Genomic DNA, 16,789 nt, shown 5'->3' on the forward strand with positions numbered 1-16,789 from the left:
GCGGCAAACGGAAACCACCGGGCACACGGATGCGCTCGTTGTAGTTGCCGAAATCGGGAAAGACCGAGGCGATAGCATCGCGGATGCGATCGTAATCCGCGATCAGTTCCATCCACGGCACGCGGGTCTGAGGCAACGTCGCCCGCGCCAGGCCGGCGACGATAGCGGGCTCCGAACGCAAAGCCTCGGAAGCCGGCGCGAGCTTGCCGCGCGAGGCATGCACCATGGACATCGAATCTTCCACCGTCACCGATTGCGGCCCGGCCGCTTGCATGTCGCGCTCGGTGCGGCCCAGGCACGGCAGCAAAAAGGTGTGTTTGCCGGTGAGCAGGTGCGAGCGATTGAGCTTGGTCGCCACATGCACCTGCAGTTCCAAGCGGCGCATAGCGGGCAGACACGCCTCCGGATCAGGCATCGCCATGGCCAGATTGCCACCCAGACAGAGCAGCGCTTTTGAGCGACCCTCGATGATGGCCTGCATGGCTGCCACGGCATCGTGGCCATGCGTGGCCGGCGGGCGGAAACCAAAGGTCTGCTCGATGCGGTCCAGCAATACGGCAGTGGGCTTCTCGGTAATGCCGACTGTGCGGTCACCCTGCACGTTCGAGTGTCCGCGCAACGGGCAGATGCCCGCGCCCGGCTTGCCGAAGTTGCCGCGCAACAACAGTAGGTTCGCTACCTGCTGCACGTTCTGCGTACCGGTACGGTGCTGGGTCATCCCCATGCCGTAGGTGATGATGGTCGCGTTGGACTTGGCATACGCCACGGCCACGGCACGCAGATCACTTTCGGCAAGCCCGGCGGTCGCCTCGATCTCTTCCCACGTCGTCGCGCGAAGATCATCCGCCAGCGCGTCGAAGCCCTGGGTGTGCTCGCGGATGAAAGCATGATCGAGCACGCTCGAATCCGGCCCAGCCGCGGCATCCATCTCCAGCAGCGCTTTCATGATGCCTTTGAGTGCTGCCGCATCGCCGCCAATCTTTACCTGCAAATACGTCGATGCAATCGGCGTCGAGCTGAGCGTCGCCATCTCCAGCGCATCCTGCGGATCGGCGAAGCGCTCCAGCGCGCGTTCCTTCAGCGGATTGAACACGATGATGGGCGCACCGCGACGTGCCACCTCATGCAGCGTGCCCATCATGCGCGGATGGTTGGTGCCCGGGTTGTGGCCCATCGCGATAATGAGTTCGCAATGGTCGAAGTCGTCCAGCGACACCGTACCCTTGCCAATGCCAATGGCGTGCGGCAAGCCCACACTGGTGGCTTCGTGACACATGTTGGAACAATCGGGGAAGTTATTGGTGCCGAACTCCCGCGCGAACAACTGGTAAAGGAAGGCGGCCTCGTTCGAGGCGCGGCCCGAGGTGTAGAACTCCACCGTATCCGGGTCGTCCATGCCGCGCAGAATCTCGCCGATGCGCGCAAAGGCGTCGTCCCAGCTGATGGCTTCGTAGATGTCCTTGTCCGCGTTGTAGACCATGGGGTGCGTCAGGCGCCCCTCGTCTTCCAGTTCGTAGTCGCTCCAGTGCCACAACGAACTCACCGTGTTGGCGGCAAAGAAGGTCGGCGGCACGCGTTTGTGCGTGGCTTCCCAGGTAACGGCTTTCGCGCCGTTCTCGCAAAACTGGAAGGTCGACGTGTGCTTCTTGTCCGGCCATGCACAACCGGGGCAGTCGAAACCCTCGGGCTTATTGGTGCGCAGCAGGGTGATCGTCGCGTCCGCGGCGTCCATCTGTTCGCGCACGGCGCGCGCGGTGGCGCGCAACGCGCCCCATCCGCCCGCCGGCTTGTCGTAGATGCGGATGCCGGGAATGTCTTGGTCAGCCATGAAACAACGTCCTGCAAAGCCTGATGCGTGTCGCGGATCAGGCCTTTATACACAAAACGCAGTTACCGCACGGCAAACCTGCGCGCCACGATGACGGAGTCAGCCACCCAGTTCCTGGAAGGCATGCCCGTTGGCCTCAAGGCCCTGAAGGATCGCCGGTGGCAGCTCGTTGGCCCACACGTGGCCTTCGAGCTGCCATTGACCGGGGTCCGACAGATCGGGAAGCCCGGCGCCCTTTCTCACGTAGAGTCCGAGCGTCGGCTTCTTTGGGTTGATGTAGAGATCGAACTCGTCCATGCAGAGCCCTCCTCGGCAACCTTCGTCAGGGTCTTACTTGCTGGGCGATAGCATCACCGCAGCTTCGGCCGTCAGCTGCAGGAAGGTGAACGACACCTGCAGATAGAGCTGCACCGTGTTCTCGTTGTGGCTGAGGTAGCCGATGGAGATGTCCTGCCCCAGGTGGAGCTCGAAATCACCGCCGCGCGTGCTCAGCACCACGCCGCCGCTGATGGCCGGTGCCCAGATGATGTCGCCATCCACTAGGTTGCGCATGTCGCGCGCCACCGGGTAACCGTGCTGGGTAGCCGCACTCACTGCGGTATACGACTGCTCGCCCAGCAACAGCGTGTACGGTCCGTTGACGCCCATCTCGCGCAACTGGCTCACTGCCTGCGCCACCACGGCTGGATAACCGGTGACGTCCTTCGGCAGCGGGATAGCCTTGTTGCTGCTGCCCTTGCGGATGCCTTCGATGTGAGCCTGATCGTAGCCTTCAAACACGGCGCGATCTTCGGCGAAGGCGATCTTGCGCGCGGCGTCCTTAAGCGGCTGCAGATCCGGATCGTTCGCGCCACGCTCGACCGAGTCGAGCGCCTTGCGCGAAAGCTCGAATGGCACGCGCAGCTCCACCACCGGCTTCACTTCGCGCAGGTGAGCTTCGATGTCACCGTCCGGCGACTTGATCTTCTCTTGATGTCCCGTGCCCACCGAAGAGAACTCCGTGCCCTTGGGCCCCAGCACATCGACCACGCGACGCGCGGCCAGATGGCGCTTCAGGGTGCGCGCCGCTTCCTGCTCGATCTGTTCCCACGCCCCGGTGGAAATGGGCGCAAGCTTCCGGTGAAGATTATTCATGTGCAGGCTCTCCTTTGAGCGAACCGATACCGAGCGAACCGTCAGGCGAAGGCGTAGATGCGTTCGCTGCAGGGGATGCGTCCTGGACCGCTACGGCCGACGACGGCGCGCCTTCCGGATCCACATCATCGAGGAAACTGGCGGTTGGAACGAAAAACAGCGATCCAGTGACCGCCTTGCTGAAGTCCAGCAGGCGATCATAGTTGCCAGGCGGGTTGCCGATGAACATGTTGTTGAGCATCTTCTCGGTACGCGACGGCGAGCGTGCGTAGCCGATGAAGTAGGTGCCAAACTCGCCCTTAGAGACGTCGCCGAACGGCATGTTGTCCCGCAGAATCTGCAACTGCTCGCCGTTCTCTTCGATGTTGGTAAGCACGTTATGCGCGTAGCTCGCCTTGGCATCCTCCGCCTGCTCGATATCCGACAGCTTGTGCCGCCCGATGATGCGCTCCTGCTGCTCCACCGGCAGCTTGTTCCACGCCTTCAGGTCGTGCAGGTACTTCTGCACGATGACATAGCTGCCACCAGCGAAGTCCGCATCTTCGTCACCGATGAGGACGGCGTCCAGCGCAGCCTGATCTACCGGGTTCTCGGTACCATCGACAAAACCCAGCAGGTCGCGCTCATCGAAGTACTTGAAGCCATGCACTTCGTCTGCGGAGGTAACACCATCACCGATGCGGGACATGATCTGGGACGCCAGCTCGAAGCACAGGTCCATATGCGTGGCGCGGATATGGAAGAGTAAGTCGCCCGGCGTCGACGGGGCGTGGTGCTCGCCCTTGATCTCGATGAACGGATGCAGCTCGGCGGGACGCGGCTGCCCGAACAGACGATCCCACGTGTCCAAACCGAAGCCCATGGTGCACGTCAGGCGTCGCGTCGGGTGGCGGAAGCCGATGCCGCGCAACAGCGATGACATGTCCGCGCAGAGCGCGCGCACGGCAAGATCGGTCTGCGGCTGTGGCGACAGTGTCACCACGAGAAAGATGGCCGACTGCGTGAGTTTTTCTGCAACCGGTTGCGAAACGATGGAAGGCACAATCCACTCCTTTATGGCCTGAGTCTCTGATGCATGGCCGTCACGCCATGAGGCACCCAAGCGGGCCGACAATCAACCCCCTCGAAGGATTCGTTGGCCACTTGCCCGGTGGACGATTCTCGCGAACGGCTCGTCAACAAGCTGTCACACAAGGTCTACGCACCACCCAACCGCGCCCCGCACAAGCAAGATGCAGCGCGTAGGTTCGTGGTGTGGATACGCTCAATCCCACGCATCGATGCCCTGCAGTAACTTCTTCGCCAGGCGTGGTTGCCGCAGTTGCTCCAGCCACCAGTCCAGCGCGCGGCCAGGGTGGTCACCGCGCCAGCCCACGTAGAGACGGTTCGGCTCGCGCGGCGCCGCCATGCGTTTCTCCACTAGGTCGCCGCGTTTGAGCAGCGACTGCACGCGCTGGCGGGGCAGCCAGCCCACACCCAGGCCGTCGCGCTGGGCCAGTACCTTGGCGCGCATGCTCGGCACGGCCAGCATGGTCTGGCCGCCAAGGATGCCAAAGCTGCGGCTGTCCAGGCCTCGCGCGGTGTCGGCCACCACTACGGCGCGATACGGCAGCAGTTGTTCTTGCTCCAGCGGCTCGGTGAGCTTGGCCACTGGATGGCGTGGCGATACCGCGAACACCCACTCCATCACGCCCAGTTCCGCCCAGCGCAAGTTGGGGATCACCGGCGGCGCATTGGTGGCGCCGACCACTAGATCCGCACGGCCGTCGCGTAGCGCCTCCCAGGTGCCGTTGAGCACTTCATGGGTGATACGCAGTAATACGCCGGACTTGAGCGCGTCGAACGCGCGGATCACGGGCAGCAACGTTTCAAATTCCAGCACTTCGTCCGTCACCACCCACAGTCGGTCTTCCCAGCCGCCGGCCACTTGTTTCACGCGCTGTGTAACGCGCGAGACGTCCTGGGCAAGACGGGCGGATTCCTGCGCCAGCAATAGCCCCGCCGGCGTGAGCTGCAGGCGGTAGCGGCGCCGGTCGAATAGCAAGGCGTCGAAGCGCGCCTCCAACTGCCGGGCCGCATGCGAAACGGTTGAGGGCGCCTTGTCCAGCAAAGCTGCCGCACGGGTAAGGCTGCCGCTGCTGTGGATGGCTTGCAGTAAGGCCAGTTCGTCGTTCGACAACATGTTCGATACCTTCGAACGTCTGCGCTCGCTCCATCGTACGGCAAAGCCCCCACCGACGCGCAGGATGGCAACTGTTCCCACCATCCTTTGGAGTCACCACCATGAAACGTTTTGCAGATAAGACCGTACTCGTCACCGGCGGCAGCAGCGGTATCGGGCTGGCAGCCGCCAAGGCCTATGCCGCCGAAGGCGCCCGCGTGGTCATCACCGGCCGCGATGCGGCTGCATTGGCGCAGGCTGCCAACGCCATCGGCCCGCAAGCCGTTGCCCTGGCGAACGATGCCGGCTCGCTGCCGGCCGCCAAGGCGCTGGCCGACGAACTGACCCATCGCGGCTTGCGCCTCGATGCCGTCTTCGTCAACGCAGGCATCGCCAAATTCGCTTCGCTGGAGAACGCGGACGAGGCATTGTGGAATCAGATCTTCGATACCAACGTGAAAGGGCCGTACTTCCAATTGCAGGCCTTGCTCCCCTTGCTCAACCAGGGCGCGGCCATCGTCATCAACGGCTCGATCAACGCGCATATCGGCATGCCGGACACATCGATCTACGCCGCAAGCAAGGCCGCGCTAGTGAGCCTGGCACGCACGCTTTCCGCCGAACTGCTGCCGCGCGGTGTGCGGGTGAACGTGGTCAGCCCCGGGCCGGTGAGCACGCCGCTCTACAACAAGCTCGGCGTCGATGCCTCCGCATTGGATGCGGTGGCCGCGCATATCCAGGCGCAGGTTCCGCTGGGCCGCTTTGGCGAACCGGAAGAGATCGCCGCGACCGTGCTGCACCTTACCGCGCGCGAATCGGCTTTTATCGTGGGCACCGAAGTGATCGCCGATGGCGGCATGAGTCAGCTGTGAAACAGGGTGATCGTGGCGGGCTCCCTACCCGCCACGATCACCGCTTGAAAAGAACGTCATCCGCCAACACAGCATCGGACACGACGCCTTACCACGTATCCCCAATCCCCACCGCTTTGGAGAAGCCCCATGAATCAACGCCTCGATTACTACAAGGCCAACCCCGCCGCCCTCAAGGCGATGGTTGGCCTGGAACAGCGCATCGCCCAGAGCGCGCTGGAGAAACCGCTGATCGAGCTGGTGCGCCTGCGTGCGTCACAGATCAACGGCTGCGCTTACTGCATGGACCTGCACTCGACCGATGCCCTCAAGGCCGGCGAGAACCCGCGCCGTCTGGCCACCCTACCTGGCTGGCGCGAAACACCGTTCTTCACCGAGCGCGAACGCGCGGCGCTGGCCTGGACCGAGGCACTGACCCTGGTCAGCGAGAACCACGTGCCGGATGATGTGTGGGAAGCAGTGCGCCCCCATTTCTCCGACGAAGAGCTGACCGACCTCTCCCTGCTAGTGGTGGCGATCAACGGTTGGAACCGCATTGCCATCGGCTTCCGCAAGATGCCAGCCTGAATCCAGGAACGCACCGCCCATGCGCAACCAACCTCACCCGCCGGTCGATGCCGCCTTCCTGCGGCAGGCTTTGGAGGACTTTGGCGTTCCGCGGGGAGGCGTGGTCATCGTGCATTCGTCGCTGTCCGCCTTCGGCAATGTGATCGGAGGCGGCGCGGCGGTGGTGGAGGCCTTGCTGGGTTGCATGGGCGATGCGGGGACACTGGTGGTGCCCACCTTTACGCCACAGATTTCTGACCCGCAGCCCCACGACGGGGAGTCGAGTAGCACGCCTGGCGATTCCCTCGGATCGCACGTGCCACTGTTCCACCGAACCACTCCAACACTGATGGGCGCGGTGCCGAATGCCGTGCTTGCTGACGCGCGTCATCGGCGCAGCTTCCACCCGCAGGCTTCGGTCGCCGCCATCGGGCCTCACGCCGAAACCATCACGGCTGATCATCCGCTCGCCTATGCTTTAGGCAAGCAGTCGCCATTCGAGCAGCTATACGCGCTGGGTGCGCATATTCTGCTGCTCGGCGTGGGTCACAACCGCAACACGTTCCTTCACTACGCGGAATCGCTGACGCCACGCCATCGCACCAAACGCCGCCGATTTCCCTATGAGAACGCTAGTGAACGCGTATGGATGGAGGTGCCCGATGTCGGCGACGACAACGGGCGTTTCTTTCCGCAAGTCGGCGCAGATGCCGACGCAGCCGGCCTGATCCGTCACCGACGCATCGCATCCGCGCCCTGCCAGCTCATGGCCAGCGGACCGTTCGTCGATTTCGCGACGACACGCCTTGATGCATTGCTTACCGATGCGGAACAGGTGGCACTCCGTTAGCAGCGCGGATCGCTAGCGACTCAACTCACAGATCCAGTTCACCTCCCAATGCTGGCCGCCATCGGGAGAGAACGACTGCTCCATCCGTGCCGCCTTGGGTGAGATGTTCAGCCACATCCAGCGAACCAGGATCGTGCGCCCTTTCCACGTCTGGTGGTTGTAGAACTCACCGCGGTTGCCGTGGAATTCACCAATCACCGGTGCATCGAGCTCACCCTTGTCCAGGTCCAGGCCGTAGATGTTCCATTGATGCGTATCCGGGTTGTACATGCGCATGGTCTGCGCCTTGATGTGCAGCTTCTTGTCCGGGCTGGTCACCTCGAACTGTTCGAAGTTGGCATTGGTGTCGAGCAGCTTGTGATGATTGGAGATGCCGTCGTACACGTCCCAGGCCGTCGAGTTGTTCAGGCGATCGGGCAGCCGGCGAACATGGGCTTTCCAATCGCCGATGAGAAAATCGAAATCATGGGAACCGTCACGCAGTGGTTCGGCGAAGACAGCCGTCGGGTTCGTGGGAGCCTCTGCCGCCGCGCTCGACGATAGCCACCCGGCGAATGACACCACCCCGATAAGCAGGGAAAGAACGAGCTTCGATGCTTGCCATTTCATGCGATGCACGCTGACCTCCTGTTGAGTTCATACCGTGATGTGATGAAATCCTGAAGGGCTTCTGGTCCACGCTAAGCCCTGCTCCGCCATGCTGCGAGCACACCGAAACCGGGCGTGCCGATGGTTCGCATGCACCGCCCATTTCGCAATGTCCGCTTTACCTCGAAACGCCACCTTCACCCCAACCACCGTAAGGAATGGTGCCACGCAGCCATGTGCGCGACTCGGAGGTTCTCTACGCACCCATCGTGGAAACATGGATGCGCGCCAGCCACCGCCGCCACAGCTGCTCCCGGGCCGCGAAAGCCACGCTGCCCGGCACGGTCAGTTCGATCTCGCAGCCTTCGCCTTCGCGTGACCAGATGTGGATCTTCGCGGAGATTTCCTCGGCCCGCTCGCGCATTCCGCCCAGACCCCAATGGTTGGGTCGGCCTGATTGCAGCAGTTGTTCCGTCATGCCCACGCCGTTGTCGCGGACGCACAATCGCAAGGCGTTGCCGAGATAGGCGATCTCTACTTCCAGCAAGCTGCCCTTGGAGTGCAAGAAAGCGTTGAACATCGCTTCCTTGGCGATCGATAGCACTTCCGTGTGAACGCCCGACCGCAATGCGCGCGGCCGGCCTTCTACCAGCACGCGGAAATCCATGGTGCTGTTGACGGCGAGAATGCCGGCCACCTGCGCCAGCGCTTCCTGCAAATGCTCCGTAGTGTGTGTGCGCAAATCCAGCACGCGCTTGCGCGCCTCGGAAACCACCATATCCACGCGGTCCAACTCCCCTTCCAGGGCGTGCCGCGCCTGTTGCTCGCGCGGAATCTGATTGGCCACGGACTGGATACGCAGCGCCAGTCCCTGCACGCCCTGCAGCAGCGTATCGTGAATTTCGCGGGCAATGCGGTCGCGCTCGGCGTGCTGCACTTCCAGGCGCTCGCGCACGCTGCGCTCCATGTAAAGAAGCCGTGCGCGCAACGCCAACCCGAGCAACAACACAACGGCGACGATGCAAAGCAGCCGGAACCACCAGGTCTGGTAGAACGCGGGCTGTACCGCGATGCCCAGCGAAGCACCGTCGTTGTTCCACACGCCATCGTTGTTGGATGCACGCACCACGAACCGATACTGCCCTGGCGACAGGTCGCTGTAATACGCGGTGCGGCGATTGCCAACGTCCTGCCAGTCTTTGTCCCAACCCTCCAACCTGTATTGGAAAGCTACGCGTTCGGGAATGGTGAGACTCAATGCGGTGTAGTGCACTTCGAGGTTAGTTGCGCCGGGCGGCACACTGAGTGTGTGGTCGATATCGACATTCGTGTTGTCGATGCGCGCCGCCGTAATGCTGATGGGTGGCGGCAGCGTATTGTGCGGAAGATGCGCCGGATCGATCGACGCGACACCGTTGCTGGTGGAGAACCACAACGTACCGTCATCCGCGCGAACCGCGCCGGGTATGGGCCGTATCATCGATGGCCGGCCGGGGAGACCATCAAGATAGTCGTAGCTGACAAAGTCGTTGAGAACGGCATCGGGCTGGGCCAGCACTCGCTTCACCTCCGCCGTCGGCACATGGAAAATACCCGGCACGGCATCGATCCACAGATCGCCCTGCGGCGTTTCCATAAACGCGCCGATGCCCCAGATCTGATCGCCTTTGCTGCGGATGCGGCGTACGGCCTTGCCGTCATACACGCCCCAGTACATGGCGCTGCCTACCCATGTGTGGCCATTGCCTGCCCCTAGCACCGTGGTTTGCACCACCTGCAAGGCTGACAGGTCGACAGAGCGCACCAGCACGCCCTTCTCGTAGTGTTGCAGCACGTGGCTCAACGCCAACAGCGTCCCGTCGGGGCTCGACAGAATGGCGGTGGGCGCCTTGTCGGACAGGTGGGTCCACTGATCATCGCGCCAATGCCAAAGACCCTGATACAACAGCGCCACCCACACGCCGCCGTCATAGTCACTGGTGATGGCTTGCACTTGTTCGCTCTTGCCCACGACGGGCGGCAACGCGGCGACCTGAGTGAGGTGGCCGCCCTCCCATATCCATAGACCCGCATCGCTGCCTAACCACACACGTCCGCGTTCGTCGCGATACGCCGCGCGCACCGGCGCGTCGGGCTTCGCATTTTCCGGCAGTAGCGTCGTCACTTGCCCATCCGCCAACAGCATGGGTGGATGGTTGGTGGTACCGGCAATGATGCCGCCCTTGCCGTCGGTGGCCAGCGCAAAGTCATGGGAGCCCGTCGGGAACGGTTGCGGTAGCAACGCGCCTTGCCGGAAGCGATCCAGCCCCGCGCTGGTGCCCACCCAGACGTTCCCCTCGCGGTCTTGCAGGATGGGCCACGCGTAGTCCGCGCTCAGCCCTTGGCTCGCCGTGTACGTATCCATCACGACATCGGGCATCACGCTGCCGTGCGCGTCCAAGCGCAATCGCTTCAGCCCGTTGCCAAGCGTGCTCAACCACAACGTGCCATCGCGATCGAACACCATGCCGGCGGAATCCCACGCGTAATGCACGTCGCCCGTGTAGGCGGTGCCATCCGCCATGGCGACCGGACCCACGCGATTGGGCTGGCCCGCCCAGATCAACCCGTCCGGCGCCTGCACCATGTCGTAGACAAAGGCCACCTTGATGCCGGTATCGACGAACGACGTGGCCCCGCGCGGCATACGCAACAGAGTCTTTGCCGCCACCCAGAGTGCACCGCTGCGATCCAGCAGCAACCGGCTGGCGCTGCTGCCGGGAAACCCCTGCGCAGGACCGGCCTTTTCCCAGCGCTGACCCTGAAGAAAATACAGTCCGCGCGGACTGGCAGCCCACACGCGCCCGTCACTGCCCACCACGATCTGTTGCACCGTGGCCAAAGGCGCGCCTTGCTCCGGTCCATAACGCACCACATGGCGGCCGTGGAGGTAGACGATGCCGCCGGCAGCCAAGCCGATCCACATACCGCCATCCGGTGTGTCTGTGATCTCGAAGGAGAAGGTGATCGGCTGACCATCGTCCGGCACAAAGCGCTCGAACTTCACGCCATCGAAGCGATAGAGCGATTGCGCCGCGCCCAGCCACAGAAAGCCATCACTCGACTGGTGGAGCATCGACACCTGCCCCGGCGCGCCGCCGGCAAACGTCCATGCAGTGTGATGCCACTGACTGATGTCGCGCGGCGCGGGCGCATCCGCTGCGGGTACGCTGGCCGACCAAATCAGGCCTGCGAGCAGCGTCGCCGATAGCGCACGGCATGCCCAACGGGCAAGGCAACGACAACGGAATCCGCCGGTCTCCCCACCCATGCTCGCTCCCCCCACATGAAACGCCACTGCGGTGCTCAGGCTTAGACCGTCGGCTTCCCAGCCGATGGATGTGTGGCCGAGGATAGTACGCAAGATCGCGCGAAGGCATGTGCGAATGCACACCACCTCGTGATCCTCAGTCGCGCCAGCCCTCCCGTATCGCCCTGAGAAAACCCATCACGCGCTCAGCCTCCCCACGCGCAACCAACTCCGCCGCCGTACACCCACCAAGCTCGCCAATAGGCACACCGCTGTACCACGCCTGCAACAGGTATCGGTCGGTTTCGATATCGCCCGCCATGTCCATCACTGCCATCGCATCCTTATGGATGTTCGGCACTGCGCGACGCTCGGGGCAGCATGGCGTCGCCGGAGCACACACGGGTTGATCGCGCGAAACCACCAGCGCCATCGATGAGAAGCGCACGCGCGTGGCTGGCTGCCCAAGCGCAAACGAAGAGGCCGATCGGGTGTCCGACATGAGGTGGCTCCCGTATCCATCCAACGAAGAAAGGGAGGCCCCAGGCGGAGCCTCCCAACGTTGCAGCAACGCTTACTTCGTTACCTGCGCGACCTTGTTCGTCGCGACACTCTTCGCCGCCTGCTCGATCAATGCCGCCACCACTTTCGGGTTCGATACATAGATCGCATGGCTGCCCTTGGTGTTCGCCACTGTAGCGTGTGCGCGCTTGGCCATGTTGCGCTGCGCCTCGATCGGGATCATGTGATCGCCATCCACCAGCAGGTAGAACGCCGGTTTGGTTTTCCAGGCGGCCTGCGTGATGGTTCCGCCAAGCGCGGCCACATTCCACGGCACCTGCGAATTGGCCATGAAGGCGGCCTCCTTCGGCGGCAGATCACCGGCGAACGACGCCGCGAACTTGCCGCTATCCAGCATCAGCCAGCCATCCTTCGGCGGCAGGATGGGCGGCACCGGCGCGCCCGGCGGCGGATCCTTCAGCAGCGATTGCACCGACTCGCCCGTATCCGGCGCAAACGCCGTGATGTAGACCAGCGCCTTCACGTTGGGCGCATTGCCTGCCTCGGTGATCACAGCGCCACCGTAGGAGTGCCCGACCAGCACCACCGGGCCGCTTTGCGCATCGAGTACGCGCTTGGTGAAAGCCACGTCTTCGGCCAGCGAACTGGTGGGGTTCTGCACAATGCTGACCTGATACCCATCCTGCTTGAGGATGTCGTACACGCCCTTCCAGCCCGATCCGTCAACGAAACCGCCATGGACCAGCACGATCGAAGGACGCGCATCGTCCGCGCGCGCCGTACCGCCCGCCATCACCATGGCACAACCCACTGCACCCGCCGCCAAGTACTTAGTCAGGTTCATATGTGACGCTCCTACAGCGCAATGAAATGCATACGGGCAACGGCGCTGTAACGCAGCCCGCACGCGGCTCATGAGATGTGCCCACGTGCCTTTGTCGAACCCTTCTCCCACCCACTCGCACCCCTGCGCAGCACGTGGCTATGACTTGGGAACCTCGACGATGCGTCGCCCGAAGATGCGCGCATCCACCGAGTACGCCCCCGGCCCAAGGCGAGCTGAAGCTCAAGAGCAGTAGCTTTAAGGCTAGGGAAGAAATCTTTGAAATCAAGCTTAAGTAAGTACTTCGATCGTTTGTGCGGCTCGGCATGATTTCGTATCGAGTAGCCTGTGCGATACGCAACAGCAGCCTCGTGAATCTGCAGATGGGCAAACTCCGAGGCGTCGCCACTCTCTAGGCAAGAGCTCGTGGTCCTTATCGCGACGGCTCCTAATCGTTACAAAGATCACTACATCGAAAAAAGGCACGGCAGGGGTCGCCGGCTTATTTCGCAACCGACGGCCGAGCTAAAGTATTTTCAGCGACTACTGATTCGTTCTAGCAGCCTACTGAACAGAGGTAGCTCAGAGACGCTCATGTACTTTGCCCCTGCTTAAAAATCGACCAGCGAGCCTCGTCCTTCTGGACGAGCTCTTGCGCCAAAACCTTAAATCTCGTTCGATCAAAAGCCTTCGATGACTGGCCCGTATAGTCAATCCAAGGCCCCTCGCTCTTTCGGTGGCGAACATAGAATGGCTTACGTCCATTCAGATACGGCAGGGAGACCGCGTTTTTGTTATCGGCTTCGCGAAGGGAAAAATTCTGGCCACTAGCAAGGCATTCGAAGACAACTGGATCTTCGCCATCACCGTTCGGGACGGCAGAGTGAAAAACATTCAGGAGTACATCGACACGCAAGCCATGGCGCGAGCCTCAGAAGTGGACACGAGCCCCGGGCAATGACTCATCAAATCCTGCGCCTCATAAAAAGCGATGAGTGAAAAGGATCGTCCGGCTCAGTGGTTCTTCACCATCGGGCTACGCCAAGGTGCCGCGTTTTGCGAAGATACCTGCCATCTCCACAGCGTTCTCGGTTCCCCAGGTGCATAGCGGGACGATCGCCTCGGCCAGGCTGCGGCCGAGCGGGGTCAGCGTGTAGTCCACACGCGGCGGCACTTCTTTGTAGTCGGTCCGTGCCAGCACCTGATCGGCCTCCAGATCCTTCAATGACTGGATCAGCACCTTGTCGCTGACGCCTTGTGTCAGGCGCTTGAGTTCGCCGTAACGCTTTGGGCCATCCCGCAGAAAAAACAGGACCAGCGGTTTCCACTTGCCCGCGATGATGCGAAGCGTGGCGTCGAGCCCGCAGGAGAAGTTGGGACCGCTGGTACGACCGGTACGGCCAGAGCTGCAGGTTGGAAGAGTCGTTGTCATTTAATACTTACCAAAAGGTGCATACTTGTCGATAGGTTATCAGAGCCGCATCCTTGTGCTCAAGCAAGCAGATACCTGTTTGCATAACACTTCAACCAAGGATGCACGTCATGAATAGATTGAATGGAAAGACCGTCGTAGTCACTGGCGGCGCTACTGGCATCGGCCGCGCGGCAGCAAAACGCTTTATCGAGGAAGGCGCGTTCGTCTTCATTTTCGGCCGCCGACAAGATGCACTCGACACCGCTATCGCGGACCTCGGGCCCAATGCCCGCGCGGTGATAGGCTCGGTCTCGGATGAAGCCGACCTCGATCGACTTTACGCGGCGGTAAAGGCCGAACGCGGAACCCTCGACATCGTGTTCGCCAACGCCGGAGCGGGCAGCCAGGCGGCGCTCGGCAAGATCACCGCCGAGCACATTGATGAGACCTTCAATACCAATGTGAAAGGTACGATCTTCACGGTTCAGAAGGCGCTGCCGCTGATGGGTGATGGCGGTTCGATCATCCTGACCGGGTCGAGCGCCGGCACCACGGGCGCGCCGGGAATGAGCGCCTACAGCGCGAGCAAGGCGGCCGTGCGCAACCTCGCGCGGACCTGGGCGGAGGACCTAAAAGGCACCGGCATCCGCGTCAACGTGCTGTCGCCCGGAGCGACGGCGACCGAACTCGCGAAGGCAGCGCTAGGTGAAGAAGGCCAGAAAATCTACGCCTCGATGACTCCGCTTTTGCGCATGGCCGATCCATCGGAAATCGCAGCGGCGGCAGCCTTCCTCGCGTCGCCCGACAGCAGCTTCATGACCGCTAGCGAGCTCGCCGTCGACGGCGGCCTGGCGCAACTCTGATGCGCACGCCCGGCCGGTCATCCATTCCAGTCGGAGCCGGTCGGGTGTATCAAACCCAAGGAGAAAAACCATGAGTTACGCAATTATCGGCTTCGGCCATATCGGCCAGGCCTTGGCTAAGGCGTTTGCCCGCAACGGCATTGAAGTATCCGTGGCAACCACGCGCGCGCCTGAAAGTTTTGCATCCGTCGCGGCCGCTATCGGACCGGAGATCACTCCTAAAAAACTGGCGGAAGCCGTCAAGGCGGACATCCTATTTTTAGCCGTCCGCTTCGAATCCCACCCGGATGTCGCGAAGGCGTTGCCGACATGGAAGAGCAAGACCATCATTGATGTGACCAATGCCTACGGCGTGTCCCCTGATGAACTGGGCGGACTGCCCTCTTCCAAGTTCGTCGCGCAGGCGTTCACCGGCGGCAAACTGGTCAAGGGCTTCAACCATTTGGGCGCTGCCGTCCTTGGCCAGGATCCAAACGTACATGGCGGCAAGAGAGTCGTGTTTCTGGCGAGCGACGATGAAGGCGCCGCAGCGGAGATCAGTGCGCTTGCGGAAAATCTCGGCTTCTCGCCGATCAAACTTGGCGGACTTTCCGACGGTGGACTGCTAGTGCAGGCGCGCGGAAATAGTTGGGGTCAATTGATCTTCAAGGACCTCGTCAAGTTCGACTGAGAAGCACGACATCCACAACGGCACGGATGCGATCGGGGGAGCGCCGACCGCATCCGTAAAACGGAGAGATGCTATGAGCACCGAGAAGAACGTCGAGACGGTAAAGGACTTTTTTACTGCGATCAGCCGCAGCGACAGGGAGGGTTTGCTGGCGCTGGTTGCCGAAGACATCGAGTGGATAATCCCTGGCGAAGACTGGCCGCTTGCCGGAACCTACCGCGGGCACGCGGGGCTGGCGAACTTATTAAAGACGGAATCCGAAACCATCGAGATGTCGCTCTCCGAACCCCGGGAGTTCGTCGCACAGGGAAACCGGGTTTTGGTCGTCGGCGTCGCGAAGGGAACGATCAAAGCCACGAACAGGATGTTCGAGGACCGCTGGATTTTCGCCATCACCGTCCGTGACGGCAAACTGTCGAGCATCCGAGAGTACATTGACACGCAGGCGATGGCGCGGGCCGCGCAGGTGGATGCCTTCGCGCCGGCATAGCGCTGGTCTTCTGCGACCGTCAGCTCGCGGACGACTATGAATGAACCGTGGAACGCCGCCCTGGACGCCGCGCGCGTTTTAATCCGAAACCGCAACGGAGATTCCGATGTACGACCCAACCAAGCTATCCGAATTGATCTCATTCGCCCACGTAAAAGCGGGCTCCACCGTCATTGATGTTTACCCAGGCGATGGCGATTGGACGCGTCTGTTTTCCGACGTCGTAGGGACAGAAGGACGGGTCTACAGTTTCGTGCCGGCTGAAGTCGCCCACTTCAAGAACGACCCGGTCGGCATCGTCCGGACGCTTGCCAAAGAGCCCAACCGAGAGAACATTAAAGTCGTCTCGGCCGACCTCGTAGCGATGTCGGAGGTTGTGCCACCAGCGGATGTGCTATGGCTGCACTTGTTCTACCACGATCTCCACACAGCGCTGATGCAGACGAAAGGCGCAATGCCGGCCGACTTTAATCGAGCCGTCTTTGACCTGCTCAAGCCTGGTGGTTTTTACGTCATCATTGACCACGTCGCTGTCGCGGCCACGGGCACAAGCCACGCCAACTCACTGCATCGGATTGAGCCTGTATCTGTTCGCGAAGAGGTGGAAGCAGCAGGCTTTGTTCTTGACGCAGAAAGCAGCGCGCTGGCAAACCAAGACGATCCGCACGCCGTCAAGGTCTTTGATCCTTCGATCAAGGGCGAGACCGATCGCTTCGCCTATCGGTTCGTGAAGCTATAA

Annotated in this window: 17 protein-coding genes; 7 read left to right on the plus strand and 10 right to left on the minus strand. The window is 61.9% G+C overall.

What is annotated here, in order from left to right:
* From DyAD56_RS05740 to DyAD56_RS05760, 5 genes are all read right to left on the minus strand, one after another.
* Positions 1-1,828, minus strand: a 1,828-nt coding sequence (locus DyAD56_RS05740) for an FdhF/YdeP family oxidoreductase (protein WP_102301803.1), incomplete at its 3' end; no start/stop codon positions are given.
* A 99-nt stretch (positions 1,829-1,927) separates the two neighbouring features.
* Positions 1,928-2,125: a hypothetical protein gene (locus DyAD56_RS05745; protein ID WP_102301804.1), complete on the minus strand. Its 198-nt coding sequence runs from the start codon at positions 2,123-2,125 to the stop codon at positions 1,928-1,930.
* A gap of 33 nt (positions 2,126-2,158) precedes the next feature.
* Entirely contained in the window at positions 2,159-2,962 is an 804-nt protein-coding gene (locus tag DyAD56_RS05750; protein WP_102301805.1) for a family 1 encapsulin nanocompartment shell protein, read from the minus strand.
* Positions 2,955-4,004, minus strand: coding sequence for a Dyp-type peroxidase (locus tag DyAD56_RS05755; protein ID WP_102301806.1), 1,050 nt, complete (start codon positions 4,002-4,004; stop codon positions 2,955-2,957). The genes DyAD56_RS05750 and DyAD56_RS05755 overlap by 8 nt, the downstream gene beginning before the upstream one ends.
* A gap of 222 nt (positions 4,005-4,226) precedes the next feature.
* The gene (locus tag DyAD56_RS05760) at positions 4,227-5,144 is read right to left on the minus strand and encodes a LysR family transcriptional regulator (RefSeq protein WP_102301807.1); all 918 of its coding nucleotides are present in this window, start codon (positions 5,142-5,144) and stop codon (positions 4,227-4,229) included.
* A gap of 101 nt (positions 5,145-5,245) precedes the next feature.
* Between DyAD56_RS05760 and DyAD56_RS05765 the strand changes: the two genes are divergently transcribed.
* The 3 genes from DyAD56_RS05765 to DyAD56_RS05775 all read left to right on the plus strand — a co-directional run bounded on the left by DyAD56_RS05765 (position 5,246) and on the right by DyAD56_RS05775 (position 7,391).
* Complete coding sequence (locus DyAD56_RS05765) at positions 5,246-5,995, plus strand: SDR family oxidoreductase (protein WP_102301808.1); 750 nt, start codon at positions 5,246-5,248, stop codon at positions 5,993-5,995.
* A gap of 129 nt (positions 5,996-6,124) precedes the next feature.
* Positions 6,125-6,562 carry a carboxymuconolactone decarboxylase family protein gene (locus DyAD56_RS05770; RefSeq protein ID WP_102301809.1) on the plus strand — a complete coding sequence of 146 codons (438 nt, stop codon included), beginning with the start codon at positions 6,125-6,127 and terminating at the stop codon, positions 6,560-6,562.
* 19 nt (positions 6,563-6,581) lie between these two features.
* Positions 6,582-7,391, plus strand: coding sequence for an AAC(3) family N-acetyltransferase (locus DyAD56_RS05775; RefSeq protein WP_102301810.1), 810 nt, complete (start codon positions 6,582-6,584; stop codon positions 7,389-7,391).
* Positions 7,392-7,403: 12 nt separating this feature from the next.
* Here DyAD56_RS05775 and DyAD56_RS05780 read toward each other — a convergent pair whose 3' ends face one another.
* The 5 genes from DyAD56_RS05780 to DyAD56_RS05805 form a co-directional block, all read right to left on the minus strand.
* Positions 7,404-8,009 (minus strand): hypothetical protein, encoded by a 606-nt coding sequence (locus DyAD56_RS05780; RefSeq protein WP_102301811.1) that lies wholly within the window; start codon positions 8,007-8,009, stop codon positions 7,404-7,406.
* 226 nt (positions 8,010-8,235) lie between these two features.
* Entirely contained in the window at positions 8,236-11,289 is a 3,054-nt protein-coding gene (locus DyAD56_RS05785) for a sensor histidine kinase (RefSeq protein ID WP_102301812.1), read from the minus strand.
* 136 nt (positions 11,290-11,425) lie between these two features.
* Positions 11,426-11,770 (minus strand): hypothetical protein, encoded by a 345-nt coding sequence (locus DyAD56_RS23530; protein ID WP_146010443.1) that lies wholly within the window; start codon positions 11,768-11,770, stop codon positions 11,426-11,428.
* A gap of 72 nt (positions 11,771-11,842) precedes the next feature.
* Positions 11,843-12,634 (minus strand): alpha/beta hydrolase, encoded by a 792-nt coding sequence (locus tag DyAD56_RS05795; RefSeq protein ID WP_199178893.1) that lies wholly within the window; start codon positions 12,632-12,634, stop codon positions 11,843-11,845.
* Between the two features lie 1,015 nt (positions 12,635-13,649).
* Positions 13,650-14,045: a helix-turn-helix domain-containing protein gene (locus DyAD56_RS05805; protein WP_102301814.1), complete on the minus strand. Its 396-nt coding sequence runs from the start codon at positions 14,043-14,045 to the stop codon at positions 13,650-13,652.
* Positions 14,046-14,155: 110 nt separating this feature from the next.
* On the opposite strand from DyAD56_RS05805, the gene DyAD56_RS05810 reads away from it, so the two are divergent.
* The 4 genes from DyAD56_RS05810 to DyAD56_RS05825 all read left to right on the plus strand — a co-directional run bounded on the left by DyAD56_RS05810 (position 14,156) and on the right by DyAD56_RS05825 (position 16,789).
* The gene (locus tag DyAD56_RS05810) at positions 14,156-14,890 is read left to right on the plus strand and encodes an SDR family oxidoreductase (protein WP_102301815.1); all 735 of its coding nucleotides are present in this window, start codon (positions 14,156-14,158) and stop codon (positions 14,888-14,890) included.
* 70 nt (positions 14,891-14,960) lie between these two features.
* Positions 14,961-15,560 carry an NADPH-dependent F420 reductase gene (locus tag DyAD56_RS05815; protein WP_102301816.1) on the plus strand — a complete coding sequence of 200 codons (600 nt, stop codon included), beginning with the start codon at positions 14,961-14,963 and terminating at the stop codon, positions 15,558-15,560.
* Between the two features lie 73 nt (positions 15,561-15,633).
* Entirely contained in the window at positions 15,634-16,050 is a 417-nt protein-coding gene (locus DyAD56_RS05820; RefSeq protein WP_102301817.1) for a nuclear transport factor 2 family protein, read from the plus strand.
* Positions 16,051-16,156: 106 nt separating this feature from the next.
* Positions 16,157-16,789, plus strand: a complete 633-nt coding sequence (locus DyAD56_RS05825; protein WP_102301818.1) for a class I SAM-dependent methyltransferase — start codon at positions 16,157-16,159, stop codon at positions 16,787-16,789.

Origin of the sequence: Dyella sp. AD56 (assembly GCF_002878475.1) — a bacterium.
Classification (GTDB): domain Bacteria; phylum Pseudomonadota; class Gammaproteobacteria; order Xanthomonadales; family Rhodanobacteraceae; genus Dyella.